18 protein-coding genes are annotated in these 13,006 nt (G+C 66.5%); 6 read left to right on the top strand and 12 right to left on the bottom strand.

Going from position 1 to position 13,006, the window contains the following annotated elements:
- Nucleotides 1–9 precede the first annotated feature (9 nt).
- From LAQ58_RS02760 to LAQ58_RS02770, 3 genes are all read right to left on the bottom strand, one after another.
- Nucleotides 10–786: an NAD(P)H-hydrate dehydratase gene (locus LAQ58_RS02760; RefSeq protein WP_224449101.1), complete on the bottom strand. Its 777-nt coding sequence runs from the start codon at nt 784–786 to the stop codon at nt 10–12.
- A gap of 131 nt (nt 787–917) precedes the next feature.
- On the bottom strand, nt 918–1,301 hold the full coding sequence (locus tag LAQ58_RS02765; RefSeq protein ID WP_224449102.1) for a HalOD1 output domain-containing protein: 384 nt from the start codon (nt 1,299–1,301) through the stop codon (nt 918–920).
- Nucleotides 1,302–1,396: 95 nt separating this feature from the next.
- Entirely contained in the window at nt 1,397–2,062 is a 666-nt protein-coding gene (locus LAQ58_RS02770) for a helix-turn-helix domain-containing protein (protein ID WP_224449103.1), read from the bottom strand.
- Between the two features lie 125 nt (nt 2,063–2,187).
- On the opposite strand from LAQ58_RS02770, the gene LAQ58_RS02775 reads away from it, so the two are divergent.
- The 5 genes from LAQ58_RS02775 (at nt 2,188) to LAQ58_RS02795 (ending at nt 5,936) form a co-directional block, all read left to right on the top strand.
- On the top strand, nt 2,188–2,535 hold the full coding sequence (locus tag LAQ58_RS02775) for a KTSC domain-containing protein (protein ID WP_224449104.1): 348 nt from the start codon (nt 2,188–2,190) through the stop codon (nt 2,533–2,535).
- Between the two features lie 125 nt (nt 2,536–2,660).
- Nucleotides 2,661–3,365, top strand: a complete 705-nt coding sequence (locus LAQ58_RS02780; RefSeq protein WP_224449105.1) for a helix-hairpin-helix domain-containing protein — start codon at nt 2,661–2,663, stop codon at nt 3,363–3,365.
- Between the two features lie 134 nt (nt 3,366–3,499).
- A complete protein-coding gene (locus LAQ58_RS02785) occupies nt 3,500–4,039 on the top strand; it encodes a hypothetical protein (protein ID WP_224449106.1) in 540 nt (179 codons plus the stop codon).
- A 60-nt stretch (nt 4,040–4,099) separates the two neighbouring features.
- Entirely contained in the window at nt 4,100–4,759 is a 660-nt protein-coding gene (locus LAQ58_RS02790; protein WP_224449107.1) for a metallophosphoesterase family protein, read from the top strand.
- Nucleotides 4,760–4,853: 94 nt separating this feature from the next.
- Nucleotides 4,854–5,936, top strand: a complete 1,083-nt coding sequence (locus LAQ58_RS02795) for a family 43 glycosylhydrolase (protein ID WP_224449108.1) — start codon at nt 4,854–4,856, stop codon at nt 5,934–5,936.
- An 11-nt stretch (nt 5,937–5,947) separates the two neighbouring features.
- On the opposite strand, the gene LAQ58_RS02800 is transcribed toward LAQ58_RS02795, so the two are convergent.
- The 5 genes from LAQ58_RS02800 to LAQ58_RS02820 all read right to left on the bottom strand — a co-directional run bounded on the left by LAQ58_RS02800 (nt 5,948) and on the right by LAQ58_RS02820 (nt 9,537).
- Nucleotides 5,948–6,409 carry an AAA family ATPase gene (locus LAQ58_RS02800; RefSeq protein WP_224449109.1) on the bottom strand — a complete coding sequence of 154 codons (462 nt, stop codon included), beginning with the start codon at nt 6,407–6,409 and terminating at the stop codon, nt 5,948–5,950.
- Nucleotides 6,410–6,433: 24 nt separating this feature from the next.
- Nucleotides 6,434–6,658 (bottom strand): hypothetical protein, encoded by a 225-nt coding sequence (locus LAQ58_RS02805; RefSeq protein ID WP_224449110.1) that lies wholly within the window; start codon nt 6,656–6,658, stop codon nt 6,434–6,436.
- A gap of 65 nt (nt 6,659–6,723) precedes the next feature.
- On the bottom strand, nt 6,724–8,028 hold the full coding sequence (locus LAQ58_RS02810) for a cation:proton antiporter (protein ID WP_224449111.1): 1,305 nt from the start codon (nt 8,026–8,028) through the stop codon (nt 6,724–6,726).
- Nucleotides 8,029–8,069: 41 nt separating this feature from the next.
- Entirely contained in the window at nt 8,070–8,315 is a 246-nt protein-coding gene (locus tag LAQ58_RS02815) for a hypothetical protein (protein WP_224449112.1), read from the bottom strand.
- A 70-nt stretch (nt 8,316–8,385) separates the two neighbouring features.
- Nucleotides 8,386–9,537: an AI-2E family transporter gene (locus tag LAQ58_RS02820; RefSeq protein ID WP_224449113.1), complete on the bottom strand. Its 1,152-nt coding sequence runs from the start codon at nt 9,535–9,537 to the stop codon at nt 8,386–8,388.
- Nucleotides 9,538–9,611: 74 nt separating this feature from the next.
- On the opposite strand from LAQ58_RS02820, the gene LAQ58_RS02825 reads away from it, so the two are divergent.
- Complete coding sequence (locus tag LAQ58_RS02825; protein ID WP_224449114.1) at nt 9,612–10,628, top strand: glycoside hydrolase 5 family protein; 1,017 nt, start codon at nt 9,612–9,614, stop codon at nt 10,626–10,628.
- Nucleotides 10,629–10,646: 18 nt separating this feature from the next.
- Here LAQ58_RS02825 and msrB read toward each other — a convergent pair whose 3' ends face one another.
- Genes msrB through LAQ58_RS02845 form a run of 4 tightly spaced genes read right to left on the bottom strand, consistent with a single transcriptional unit; the run spans nt 10,647 to nt 13,005 of the window.
- Entirely contained in the window at nt 10,647–11,051 is a 405-nt protein-coding gene (gene msrB / locus LAQ58_RS02830) for a peptide-methionine (R)-S-oxide reductase MsrB (RefSeq protein ID WP_224449115.1), read from the bottom strand.
- 25 nt (nt 11,052–11,076) lie between these two features.
- Nucleotides 11,077–11,466: a nucleoside triphosphate pyrophosphohydrolase gene (locus LAQ58_RS02835; RefSeq protein WP_224449116.1), complete on the bottom strand. Its 390-nt coding sequence runs from the start codon at nt 11,464–11,466 to the stop codon at nt 11,077–11,079.
- Between the two features lie 4 nt (nt 11,467–11,470).
- Nucleotides 11,471–12,259, bottom strand: coding sequence for an aldo/keto reductase (locus tag LAQ58_RS02840; protein WP_224449117.1), 789 nt, complete (start codon nt 12,257–12,259; stop codon nt 11,471–11,473).
- A complete protein-coding gene (locus LAQ58_RS02845; RefSeq protein WP_224449118.1) occupies nt 12,256–13,005 on the bottom strand; it encodes an HAD family hydrolase in 750 nt (249 codons plus the stop codon). Before LAQ58_RS02845 ends, LAQ58_RS02840 begins: the two co-directional genes overlap by 4 nt.
- Between the last annotated feature and the right edge of the window lies 1 nt (nt 13,006).

Raw genomic sequence — 13,006 nt, forward strand, 5'->3', positions numbered from 1 at the left:
CCTGTCTCGTCAGTTCATCGCCGCCGGAATTTGCTCGATGATGTCGGTCGCGAGCAGCCCGTCTCCGTACTCCTCGTCGGCGAGTTCGCCCGCCTGACCGACGAGCCACGTGCCAAGTTTCGCCGCCTCGACGTGGTCGAACCCCTGTCCGAGGAGCGAGCCGACGATACCGCAGAGCACGTCGCCGGTGCCCGCGACGGTCATCGCGGGCGTCCCCGTCTCGTTCGTCCAGTGGACGCCCTCCGCGAACACCTCGTCCGTGCCGCCCGTCAGGACGACCGTCGCGCCCGTCTCCGTCGCGAAATCGTCAAGCGAGCCGTACTCCTCCTCGATGCGTTCTGTCTCGTCGGTGTCGGGGGTGAATATCGTTCCTTCGAGGTCCGTCCCGACCGCCGGACGGATGGCGTCGGCGTCGACGACGACGGGGACGTCGGCCTCGGAGATCAGACGCTGTACCGTCTCGGGTTCGGGGTCGTACAGCCCCGGACCGACGATGAGCGCGTCGCTCCAGTCGGCCAGCGTCAGCGCGGCGTCCAACGACTCCTCCGAGAGGCGGTCGTCGGCGTAGCGACTGACGAGCAGGTTCTTCGAGTAGCCGGCGACGATCGGAAATATCTCCTCCGGGGTGAGCGCGCGAACGACGTCAGACCCGCTCCGCATCGCCGCCTCGCCGACGAGTGCGGGCTGGTTCGTGAAGTCGATACTCCCGGCGACGACGCCGACTCTCCCGTTGTCCCCCTTGTCGGCTCCCGACCGCTCGGTCAGTCGTTGTAGAAGCTCCTCCATACTGACGACGCAACGGGACGCGACAAAGGCGGTGGGCCTGCAGAATCATGTTCGGCGATGTTCGTCGCCGCCGCTATTGCGGTGAATGTTGCCGATACGGTGGATGCTGCGGGCATCGTAGATTGGACAACTCAGGTGTCCACCGGATGCGAGACGTGCACGGCCCGTCTGTCGACGACGAGCACCTCGCGGCCGTAGGCGCGGAACGAAAACAGTCGGTCGGCGGTCACCTCCTCTCTCGAAAGTCTGAAAACTGCGTCAAGCGCGTCCGGATCAATCCAGTTGTACAGCGGTTCGTCGAGTTCGAGCGCGGTGCAGCCTTCGGCCTCGGCGACGGCGAAAACGACCGCCTCGCTCAGCGACTGGTCGTCGTCTACGCTGTACTCGACGGCGATCGTCGGCGGTTCGACGTCGTTCGCGGCCGTGCGGTGATCTGACCCGTCGAGGGGACGGTCGCTCTCGCCGTGTCCCCCGGTCGGGTGGGTGATACTGGGGTCGTCATCGGTTGGCGCCATTGTTGCCGATAGTTCGTGACGAACGTGGTTGGGCTTGGCCGTTCACGGATGAAGGCGTTCATACGTGGCCCCGGGAGAGACCCGCAATCCTCCGATTACGCCTGTTTCGGCCGACTGCCGTCGGCGAGTCCGGTGCCTTCGATGAGTTTGGCTTGACCGCGTCGAAGCCGTCCGGCGACCGCGCGCGGGGAGATGTCGAACTTCGCCGCGAGTTCGTCGAGCGTGATCCGACGAGGCTCGTCGAAGTAACCGGCACGGTACGCGACGGCCATCGCCTCCCGCTGTTCGGGCGTCATGTCGCCGAGCGGGTCGAGCCGTCGGTCCGCGGAGGTGGAGACGCGGGTGAGCGAGATGGGTATCTCGTTCTCGCGGCAGAACTGCGTGAACGCGGTCGCTCTGTCGCCGTCGGCGAACCGGACTGAGAAGTGCCACTCGACGGAGTTGGCGCGCGCCTCGAGGAGGGTTCCGTCGTTCTGCACGATACCGCGGAGCGTTCCGGCAGCCTCGTGGTTCCACCGCGCGCTAAGCAGGACGCCGTCATCTACTCGGTCGACGATGTTGATCTGGTCGATGGCCGGTTCGCACTGGGCCGACGACGCGAAGTCGTCCGACTCGCCGTTGAGCAACCAGAAGAAGGGTATCACCGTGTCTCCCGTCGGGACGACCCTGTCGATTTCGATGCGCGTCTGCGGGTCGTCGCCGATCGAGCGCCCCAACGCGCAGTCCTTCGTTGGGACGGTGAACGTGACGTTGACACTCATGCTCGTAGGGTGGACGTACTGGTAGATACCCCTGTCTGTTCTCTCGCTTTTCTAACATTCTCTGCGGCGGACCGAACTCGTGGTCAGGGCGACGATTGACGGGTCTCGACACCGACGTCCGAACTATGAAAGCGGTGACGAAGGACGGCTGTGAGGTAGAGTGCGCCGAGGTCCGAGAGCGAGACCACGGGGTGATGCTGTACGACGGCGACGACCGACAGGTCGGGTACGTCCCGTACGACAGCCTCGAACACGTCGTGCCAACCCGCCTGCCGGTGAGTTCGAGCAGTCTGCGGAGCGTCGGCTACGACGAGGACGCGGGCGCGCTCGAACTCGAGTTTCACAGCGGCGGGGTCTACCGATACGAGGGCGTCGCCGAGGAGACGTACGAGGAACTGCTCCACGCGTCTTCCCGCGGGCGGTACTTCCACGACCACATCCGCGGCGAGTACGACTACCGACGGATTCTGTAGGGAGTTCAGCCTGCGGAGGTGGCGGAGTCGTCGCTCGGCGGTCGGTGGCTGACGCTGGCGGTCGGCGACTAGCGGTTCGCGGTCGGCGGAACACTCGTGTCGGTGGTCGCAGTAGTCGTCGTCGGATGCAGATTTCGGTCTCGGTCGACGACAGAGAACCGTCGACGCTCGTCTCGGCGGTCCGCGCCCACGAGGACGTCGCGGCGGTGAACGTCTCGCGACTCGCCTCGGGCGACATCGTCGTCGGCGACGTCCGCGAGACGCCGGTTCGACGCGACAGAACGCCTGAGCCCGACGACTCGGTTCGTGTGGCGTTCGAGCGAAAGACGGTCCGCGACTACGCCAGTTCAGTGTTTCGGCGCTCCGGAACCACGCTGGGCGAGCAGGTCGAGAAGATGAACGCCGCCTACGCCCACTCTTACGTCCTGCTGGAGGGGAACCTCGCGGACGTGGACGAGTTCGAGGAGCGGGCGAGCGCGATCCGCGGGTCGATGGCCTCCATCACCGCCCGCGACGCGACGCCGGTGATTCCCTGCGGCACGCAACGACTCCTCGTCGATGTCGCGGTTCGAATCGGCCGCAAGCACCTTGAATCGCCGTCGACACGGTCGCTCCGCGCCGGCGCCGTGCCGAACCGGAACGAACCGGTGACGAAGCGGATGTACGGCTGTATCGAGGGCGTCGGCCCGACGACGGCGGCGGCGCTGTACGACGCCTACCCGACGGTCGAAGCCGTCCTCTCAGCGTCGGTGTCGGACCTCCAGCGAATCGGAGGCGTCGGCGAGACGCGGGCACGGGCCATCCACGAGGCGTTCCGGAGCCGCGAATAGCCGGGCGCGGCGCGTCGCAAACTGAGCCGCGCCCGTCGACCCACTGCGAGTTTGTAGGCTCAACAGCTTCGGGGCTGGCCGCCGAACGCTGCCACGATTGTCGCGAACTTCACGACAAGCACGTCGGAAAACGCGTGCTCTCGCAGAGCGGGAACGAACTCGGGACGGCCGAACGCGTCGAGAACGGCGACCCGTACGTCGAAATCGAACCCGACGCCGACCCGAATATCCTCGACGAACTGAACTGGGATGGCACAGTCAGCCAGGAGGTACACCGCCTCGGGACCGCCACGTCGGCGACATCACCGAAGGAACGGTTCGTCTCGGGGTCTAACAGCGTTAGCTGGGACTCCGAAGGGGAGCGCCCGCCGTCGGGTTCACCCGACCACACCTATACGCGACTCGGCGTCGTTCCCTCCCACGCCATGTCTACAGATCTGATCGACGACGAGGGTAAACCGCTCCTCGACGGAACTGGCGAGCACGTCGGCTTCGTCGCCGACGTGGAGGACGGAACCGCCTACGTCGAACCCGACCGCGACATCGACGACGAGTCGAAACGGCGACTGGGATGGGGGCCGTCGAAGGCGGAGACGTACCCGCTCCGATGCGACGCCATCGACAGCGTGACCGACGAGAAGATTCGCCTGCACGCCGACTACGGCGGCGAGTAGAGACCGAATGCTGCGCCCCCGCAAACGGATTTTCGACGGTCACCGGAGGACACGACTTCGATGCTCGTTCTCGGAGACGCCCACGCCGACGACCCGGCGAAACGCCGCGCGCTGTTGGCTGCCTACCGCGCCGCGCGAGAGAATCCGGCCGTCGAGGCGGAAACGGCGCTGCAGCTCGGTGACCTGCACCACTACGACCTCCCGGTTCCGACGTGGTTCGTCGGCGGCAACAACGAGGCGTTCGACGTCATCGAGTCGATGCGTCGCGGCGACACCTCGCTCACCGCGTCGCGGCCGCACCTGCTGGCGAGCACCGCGGTCGAACTCGACGGCCTGCGCGTCGTCGGCCTCTCCGGGACGTACGCACCGACGCAGTACGACAGGCCGCGCGTCGAACTGCGCGGCGAGCGCCGCCGACACTTCGTCAGCGAGGATATCGAGTGCGCGAGGGCACTCGGCGACGCGGACGTGGTGCTCTGCCACCAGGCGCCGCACGGCGTCTTCCGAATACGCGGCCGCGACGTCGGCTGCGACCCGGTCGACGAGGTGCTGCGGGCGCTCTCGCCGGAACTCTGCCTCGTCGGCCACTACCACCGCCACGCCGAGGGGTCGGTCGACGAGACGCGAGTCGTCAGCCTCGCGCCCGCGTGGGAACGCTACTACTCGCTCGACCCCGAAACGCTGGAATCGTACGAGAATCTCGGCGCGGACGCACCCTGAGCCGAGTGTCGAGTACCGATTCCGTTCGCGGAGACAGTCTCGCGTCGAGGCCGTTCGCCGAACAACTTTGCTGCCGCCGCTCGTTCGCTGACACGTGTTCCGACGCACGCTGCTTCACCGGAGCGGTTCGGTGCTCGCCGGTTTCTGTGGGGTGAGCGGGGTCGACATCGGCGGTGTCGACGTCAATGCCGATGCCGTCGACGCCGATGCCACCTTCGGAGGCGTGCGGTCGACGTACCGGAACCCCGTCTACGACCGCGTCTTCGCCGACCCGGCGGTCGTCCGCGACGACGACGGGGCGTTCTACGCCTACGGGACGTACAACGACTGGAGCAGTCCCCGACCGCGGCGGCTGATTCCGATACTCAGCTCCGGTAACCTCGTCCGTTGGGAGTACGTCGGCGAGGCGCTCCGGCGGATTCCGGCGTGGCGAAGGTCGAAAAATTTCGGTCTCTGGGCGCCGGACGTGAGGCGAATCGGCGGACGGTACGTTCTCTACTACTCGCTCACGCGGTTCGGCGACGAAAACCCGGCCATCGGCGCCTCCGCCTCCGAGACACCCGCCGGGCCGTTCGAAGACCGGGGAAAGGTGCTGCAGAGTGACGACATCGGTCTCCCAAACACCATCGACCCCTGCCCGTACGTGGAGAATGGTACGCCGTATCTCTTCTTCGGGAGCCACCGCGGAATCTACGGCGTCCAGCTGACGCCGAACGGCCTGTCGGTCGCGGGCGACCCGTTTCATATTGCAGGCGACGGCGTTGAGGCGCCGTACGTCGTCCGGCGGAACGGCCGGTACTACTTCTTCGGCTCGCGCGGAACCTGCTGTGACGGAGCCGAGAGCACGTATCACGTCGTCGTCAGCCGCGCGGACTCGCTTCGGGGACCGTACCGCAACAGGGTCGGGGAGTCGCTGCTCGAAGCGCCGGGGACGACGATTCTCCGCGGCGACGACACCTTCGCTGCGCCCGGCCACAACGCCGTCGTCGTCGACGACAGCGGGGACTGGTGGACGCTCTACCACGCGTACGAGCGGGCGAACCCATGGGCGTGGTCGAGAGCGGTGCCGCGCCGGGTGCCGATGCTCGACCGGATGGTGTGGGAGGACGGGTGGCCGACGGTCCCGTCCCGAACGCCGAGTCGTGTCGCGCGGGCGCCGACCGTCGGCGGTCACTGACCCCGTCCGAGTCAGCCGTCGCCGTCGCTGCGCCACCGCCGGACTGCATCGACGAGCGCGTCGGCCGCCTCGTCGGCGTCGAGTTCGTCGATGTCGAGGGTCAAGTCGGCGTCTGCCCCAGGTTCGTCGAACTCGGCGTGGACGACGTAGACACCCCGTTCGTCGATGCCGTTCTCGCGGGCGCAGTTCCGCTCCAGACACGTCTGCAGCGACGCGGTCACGTGGACGAGACGGGCGTTTGGCAGTTGCAGAAACCGCTCCTCCCACTCGCGGTGATAGAACGTTCCGTCGAGTAGCCAATCCGCATCGGGGCGCTCGACGACGCGGTCGTACAGTCGTTCGTACGTCCGCCGCGAGAAGTCGTCCGAGTGCAGCACCTCGAACGGCGCGCCCGCCGCCGCCAGTCGCTCGGCGGCCCGCGTCGCGACGGTCGTTTTGCCGGCCCCCGGCGGCCCGCAGACGAGGAGGATCATGCCGCGGCGACGGTCGACGCTCGGTTACTTCATCCGCTTGCGGAGACTGTCGAGCGTCAGTAGCCCTTGTATCGCGTACGAGAGTTTTCTGCTCTTTCGCGCGACGGTGGCGGCGCCAAGGAGTAGTCCCGCGCGTTTCATGTTGCCGCGCTTCCACGCCAGTCCCGCCTGCGCGATGAGCGACAGCAGATTGAGTCGGCCGAGTGTGCTTCCGCCTTTCTTTCCATCGGAGGGGTTTTTGTATGCCATGTGACAAGATACGGCTCCCAGATACGTAAGTAACAGGGCAGAAATCAGTCAATTCGAGCGATTCGTCACGCCGCCTGTTCCTCGGCGCGCGCATCATGATTGCGCTCGTCGATGCGGTCCGAAACCCAATCGACGGCCGGCGTCGCCGTCACGCCGTGGACGACGACGGAGAAGAGGACGATACAGCCGACGAGTGCCCACAGCCTCGGCGCCCCGGGGAACGCGGCGCTGTTCAGCGCGTACGCGAGGTAGTAGAACGACCCAATGCCGCGGATACCGAAGAACGCGATGGCGGCGCGCTCGCGCCAGTCGCGGCTGAAGCCTAGGAGGCCGACGACGCCGGCGACGGGGCGGACGACGAGGACGATCGCCAGCGCGACGGCGACGTCGACGAGCGTGAGCGGGTCGAGCAGCCCCGTAACGAGCGCGCCGCCGAACAGCACCATGACGACCGTCATCAGCGCCTGTTCGCCCTTCTCGGCGACGCTGTGGAGCGTCTCGTTGTAGTCGTGGCGCCGCTCGACGCCCCGAAGCACCAGCGCTGCGACGAAGACGGCGAGGAAGCCGTACCCGTCGACCAACTCGGTCACGCCGTAGGCGACGAGCGTCCCGCCGAGCGCTTCGAGACCCTCGACGCTCTGGGCGAGTCGCGTCTTGGCGGTGACGCGGAAGACGAGCGTCGCGAGGAGGTAGCCGACGACTACGCCGCCGAGCAGCCCCACGACGATTCGGTAGGCGACGTCAACGGCGAGCCAGTCGCCGAACCAGTTCTCGGGTGCGAGACCCTTCGCAGCGAGAGCGATGGCGAGGTAGGTGAAGGGGAAGGCGAAGCTGTCGTTGAGGCCCGCCTCGGAGGTGAGCGCGAACCGAACCTCGTCGGCTTTCCCCGGTTGCCCTTCGGCCATATCGGCCTCGTCGCCCTCGCCCGGCGGTTCGACCTGCACCTCCGACGCGAGTACGGGGTCTGTCGGCGCGATCACCGCCCCGAGCAGCGCGGCCGTCGGGATTGCGAAGCCGGCGACGCCCCACCCGAGAAACGCGGCGGCGGCGATAGACAGCGGCATCGTGACGACGAGCAGCCGCCACGTCGACGCCCATCCCCTGAGAGTCGGCGCGCGGTCGAGTTTCAGCCCGGCGCTCATCAACGCGAGGATGACGCCGAGTTCGGCGAGTTTCTCCGCGACGGTGCCGTACTCCAGCGGGTTCGGGTTCGGGAGGCCGAGCGGGAGTGAGAAGACTATCGCGCCCAGCGCGACGTAGAACATCGGCAACGAGATTGCGCGCTCGGAGATGATTCGCGGGAGGACGGCGACTCCGAGCATCGCGACGCCGAGGATGGTGAGCGTGACCACGTAGGGGTCGAGAGCCATACGGCGAATACTGCGAGCATCCGGAAATAGCTGGGCCGCCGTCAGAGATACCGGCGGTAGCTACAGCCGCTGCAGGAGAGCACGTCGGAATCGACTCGGAGGACGCCGTCGCAGTGGACGCACTGTCCGGCGAGACGGCTGTCGGACGCCTCGACCGCTCGTCGCAACCACCCGACCTCTTCGCGGAGTCGGACGAGTTCCGCCTGCTGTAGGCGTTCTGACCGACGAGCGGTGTGCGTGCGCCGCCGTTCCGTCCGCTGCCGCACCGAGCGTTGGCCTACAGTCATATGTTACCGTACGTCATTGATGGGCTTGAACCTCTGTACGCGCCCGACGGTCGGACGTTCTCCCCCGCAGTCACTCGCCGCTGGCCTCCGCGTCCGTCTCTGGACCCGTCTCCGGGGTCGACCCCAGCGCGTCCATCGTCGTCTCCGGCGTCACTGACTCGCCGTGGAGCAGTTCGGAGAAGGCGATGCGAACGAGTTGCAGCGACAGCACTAACACGAGCGGTCCGAGAAACAGCCCGTACCAGCCGAACAGCATCGTCCCCATGATGTACGAGAACATCACGAGACCGGTGTGAATCTTCCGCCCGGAGATGTACGGCCGGAGGACCGTCTGCGGGAGGATGTCGAGGAGGAGAAACGAGACGACGAGAAGGCCGAGCGGGTAGACGAGCAGGTCGCCTGGCGCCTGAAACGCCCGAACGAGAAGCGCCAGCACGAGCGGCACGTAGACGATTTTCCCGACGACGATGGGGACGAGCGTCGCCAACCCGGTCAGGAGCGCGAGAAGCGCCGCCACCGGGACGGTCACCGGGTCCGGGGCGACGGCGTTGTACCCGTAGTAGACCCCTGTCGCCAGCACCGCGACGACGAAGATGAGCAGGATGTTGCCGAAGTAGAGCGTCTCCAGGTCCTTGTCGACGGCCGTCGCGTAGCCGTACGCCGCGCTCCCGGGCTCGGCAACGTCCGAGCGGAACCAGTTGGCGACCTGATCACCGTCGCGGAGCAGGAAGTAGCCGATGGCGAACGCCAGCGAGAGGTGGAGAAGCCCGTTCGCGACGGCACCCAGCACGCCGACGCCGGCGGAGAGCACCCCTTGCAACTGGCCGCCGCGGAGGGCGTCGAAGACGCGTCCCGGTTGCTCGACGACCGACGCCAACTGCGCGGGGTTCCGATTACCGGGGAGGTACTGTAACAGTCCCTGTAACTGCCCGTTGATGAGCGAACTCAGTTCGTTGAGTCCGACGAGGGCAACGGCCCCGACGACGAGAAACAGCGGTAACAGCGTGACGAGTAGCGTCGAGATGGCCGCGATACCGTCTGAGGACGTCCAGTTCCTGACGCGGCGGTATATCGGACGCGTCCCGTAGTAGGCGAACAGTCCGAGCGCGAGCGTCCCGACGAACGAGTAGGCGACGAACAGGAGCGTCGCTCCGAGCGCGAGGGTGAGCACCCACCACCCGACGACGTTCCGCGAGAGAGACGTATCGATGTCGGTGAACATACCGGGGAATACGACGCCGAGAGTGAAACCCGTGGGGGGTGAGGTTTTACTCTTGCGCCACAAACGACCCGCCGATGGCATCGTTGACGGGCGTTCGTGGCGCGATCTACTTTCCGACGCGCGCGCACAACCACTACCAGACGTGGGCGGGCTACGACTCGGCGCGGGCGGCGAGCGACCTCGACTACGCCAACCGACTGAACCTCGACGCCGTTCGCGTCATCCTCAGCTACCACCGCTGGCGCGAGAACCGCCGCGCCTTCGCGGACGCGTTCGACGACTTCCTGCTTCACGCGGAGAACCGGGGCATCCGAGTCCTCCCGGTTCTGTTCGAGAGCATCGGCAGACAACCGACCAAAGCGCGACGCCGGGCGACCGGCGACGCTCCCGCACTGAAATCGCCCGCCGGTGCGACGGTTCGGCAGCCGTGGAAGTGGGACGGACCGCGAAACTTCACGCGATGGGTCATGAATCGCTGTACCGATCCCGACGTCGTTCTCGCGCTCGAAATCATGAACGAACCCGGCGAGTGGGGACCGCGACTAAGCTTCGTCCGCGAGATGCTTCGGGTCGCGAACGAGGCGGCCCCGTCGGTCCCGCTGACCGTCGGCTGTAAGGACATCCGGTACAACAAGCAGTTCTCGGACCCTGAGCCCGACGTGTACCAGTTCCACATGAATCTCCCGCCGACCGAGAAACAGGCGCGGCGGGAGATCCGCGACGCGGTGACGTTCGCCCGCGCACACGGCAAACCGGTGTGGCTCACCGAGTGGCAGCGACTCCGCCGGAGTCCGCGCTCGCCGCTCCGCCCGAACTACGCCTCGCTCGCGCCAATAATCCGCCAGAGCGCGCTCGACGGCGACTTCTTCTGGCAGCTGATGCTCAAACCGGCGTACATGCGAAAACAGCGCGAGCGGGGCCGCATCAACGGACTGTTTCACGACGACGGCGCGGTGTTCTCCGCCGCCGACGCGACAGCACTGGCCCAACGCCCGGAGGCGGAGTCGCGCGGAGAGACGGAGGGCCAGTCGGTCGAGTGGGTCGAACGACAGAAACCCCCGAGCGGGTTCGGTGCGGGCGGCGGAAACTAATTCTTCGGCGGAGTTCGCTCAGTCGCTCTCTTCGAACTCGAGCGCGACCGAGTTGATACAGAACCGCTTGCCGGTCGGTTCGGGACCGTCCGAGAAGACGTGGCCGAGGTGGCCGTCGCAGTTCGCGCAGCGAACCTCGATGCGGCGCATCCCGTGGCTGGTGTCCTCCAACTTGGTTATCTTCTCCTCGTCGGCGGCGTAGAAACTCGGCCACCCGCAGGAGGAGTCGTACTTCGTCTTTGAGTCGAACAGCACCTCGCCGCAGCCGGCGCACTTGTAGACGCCGTCGTCGTCGCGGTCGACGTGCTCGCCGCTGAACCGGGGTTCGGTACCGCTCTCGCGGAGGATTTCGTACTCCTCCTCGGTCAGTCGCTCGCGCCACTCGTCGTCCGATTTGGGGAGGTCTGTCTGTTGTTCGCTCATGGCTCGAAGTAGGGTCCGAACCCGGTTAGGGGTTCTGCTCGCGGGCGTCGGTGTCGAATTCAGTGCCATCGACGGGTTCGACCCGTTCCAGCACGATTCCTCTCCCGAATCCGCCGCGAGCGTCGCGCTTCTCCCGTCGGAGACGGTCGAGTTCCGCGTCGTCGACGCCCAGAGCCTCCCGAATCGCGTCGACGACTTCGCATACGTCGGCCAGTTCCTCGGTATCGCGACTTTCGGCGAACTCTTCGGCCTCCTCGACCAACTTCTCGGCGAGTCGACGCCGATACTCCTCACCGTCGGCGACGTTCGTCACCGGGCGCTCACCGCTCTCGCGGATGATTCGGGGAATGTCGTCGCGAACGAGTTTCTCGTACTCGCGGGTTGGTGCACCGGTTTCCTCGCGTTCGTCGCCCATCGACTCACTCCGGAAACAGCTCTTCCTCGCGCTCTATCGACTTTATCTTCGCCACGTCCTCGTCGTCCAGATCGAGGTCGACGGCCGCGAGGTTCGCCCGCATGTGCTCTTCGCCGCTCGCCTTCGGAATCGTAACCACGTTCTCCTTCCCGGCCAGCCACGCGATGCTGACTGCTGCCTCGTCGGTATTGTGCTTCTCGGCGACCTCCGAGAGTTCCGACACCTCGAACACTTTCCCGGCGGCCAGCGGCGAGTACGCGACGAGATAGTAGTCGTTTTCCTGCGCGTGGGAAACGAGTTTGGGCGAGTAGAACAGCGGATGCAACTCGGTCTGGTGGGCAAAAAGCGGCGTATCCAGCAGGTCGAGCGCCTCGTCGAGTTCAGAGAGAGTGAAGTTGCTCACGCCGACGTGTCGGATTCGGCCTGCGTCGCGGAGTTCGTCGAACGCGGCGAGCGTCCGCTCGGGATCGTACGCGTCGATAGGTCGGTGGACGTACAGCAGGTCCGCGTAGTCGACACCCAAACGCTGGAGGCTTCCGGTCGTGCTCGACAGCACGTCGTCGTAGCCGAGTTTGTCGGCCCACACTTTCGTCGCGACGACGACGTCCTCGCGCGGGACGTCGCTCTCGGCGAGTCCCTTTCCGACCACGTCCTCGTTGTCGTAAATCTGCGCCGTGTCGAGGTGTCGGTAGCCCACGTCGAGCGCGGTGCGGACGCTCTCGACGCCCGACTCGCTGTCGAGTCCCATCGTGCCGAGACCGATCGGCGGGAGCGTCGTCTCGCGGCCGCTCACGCGCCGGTTCCTCCGTCGGAGTCGGCCGTGGTCTCCGTCTCGGCTTCGACAGACGGCGTCGGTGCGTCGCTGACACTGTCGCCGCTGACCGCCACGCCGTCGATGTCGAGCAGTCCGGCGAGCGACTCGATCTCGTACGTCGGCTCGACGTCGAGGGGGTAGCCCGCGCGGTGTTCGCGACGGATGAACGCCGAGTCGAGTCCGGCGTTGTGCGCCGCGAGCACGTCGGTGCCGCTGTCGCCGACGAACAGCGCGTTCTCGGTGCCGAGGTCCGCGAGGGCTCTGTCGACGTAGTAGGTGTTCGGCTTCTTTCGCGCGACGCTCTCGGGGATGGGTTCGCGGCCGTACGCCGTCTCGAAGAGGTGTTCCACGTCGAAGTGAGAGAGGACGAAGTCGACCGTCGCCTGCTGGTTCGAGGAGACGATGCCGAGCGGGTGGTCGAGCGAGCGAACCACGTCGAAGTCGTCGTACAGCGCCTTCCGTCCGGCGCGAATCTCCGCCTGCTGTGCCCGCGAAGCACAGCGGTCGCGGGCGGCGAAGATCGTCTCCGCGTCGAGGCCGTAGGCGTCGGCGACGTCCGTCAGACCGTCGGGCGTGACGCCGAGGGTCATCGCCGCCACGTGGTCTGCGTGCGGGTCGTTAACGCCGCAGTCGACGAACGCTTCGCGGGCCGCGCGTTCGAGTACGGCGACCTCCACGAGGCTCACCAGCACACCGTCGTTGTCGAAGATGATTGCATCGTACACT

Origin of the sequence: Haloprofundus salilacus, assembly GCF_020150815.1 — an archaeon.
Classification (GTDB): Archaea; Halobacteriota; Halobacteria; order Halobacteriales; family Haloferacaceae; genus Haloprofundus; species Haloprofundus salilacus.

Coding starts and splice junctions, on each gene's coding strand:
- LAQ58_RS02760 (WP_224449101.1), bottom strand. CDS start 786: ATGGAGGAGCTTCTACAACGACTGACCGAGCGGTCGGGAGCCGACAAG.
- LAQ58_RS02765 (WP_224449102.1), bottom strand. CDS start 1,301: ATGGCGCCAACCGATGACGACCCCAGTATCACCCACCCGACCGGGGGA.
- LAQ58_RS02770 (WP_224449103.1), bottom strand. CDS start 2,062: ATGAGTGTCAACGTCACGTTCACCGTCCCAACGAAGGACTGCGCGTTG.
- LAQ58_RS02775 (WP_224449104.1), top strand. CDS start 2,188: ATGAAAGCGGTGACGAAGGACGGCTGTGAGGTAGAGTGCGCCGAGGTC.
- LAQ58_RS02780 (WP_224449105.1), top strand. CDS start 2,661: ATGCAGATTTCGGTCTCGGTCGACGACAGAGAACCGTCGACGCTCGTC.
- LAQ58_RS02790 (WP_224449107.1), top strand. CDS start 4,100: ATGCTCGTTCTCGGAGACGCCCACGCCGACGACCCGGCGAAACGCCGC.
- LAQ58_RS02800 (WP_224449109.1), bottom strand. CDS start 6,409: ATGATCCTCCTCGTCTGCGGGCCGCCGGGGGCCGGCAAAACGACCGTC.
- LAQ58_RS02805 (WP_224449110.1), bottom strand. CDS start 6,658: ATGGCATACAAAAACCCCTCCGATGGAAAGAAAGGCGGAAGCACACTC.
- LAQ58_RS02810 (WP_224449111.1), bottom strand. CDS start 8,028: ATGGCTCTCGACCCCTACGTGGTCACGCTCACCATCCTCGGCGTCGCG.
- LAQ58_RS02815 (WP_224449112.1), bottom strand. CDS start 8,315: ATGACTGTAGGCCAACGCTCGGTGCGGCAGCGGACGGAACGGCGGCGC.
- LAQ58_RS02820 (WP_224449113.1), bottom strand. CDS start 9,537: ATGTTCACCGACATCGATACGTCTCTCTCGCGGAACGTCGTCGGGTGG.
- LAQ58_RS02825 (WP_224449114.1), top strand. CDS start 9,612: ATGGCATCGTTGACGGGCGTTCGTGGCGCGATCTACTTTCCGACGCGC.
- msrB (WP_224449115.1), bottom strand. CDS start 11,051: ATGAGCGAACAACAGACAGACCTCCCCAAATCGGACGACGAGTGGCGC.
- LAQ58_RS02835 (WP_224449116.1), bottom strand. CDS start 11,466: ATGGGCGACGAACGCGAGGAAACCGGTGCACCAACCCGCGAGTACGAG.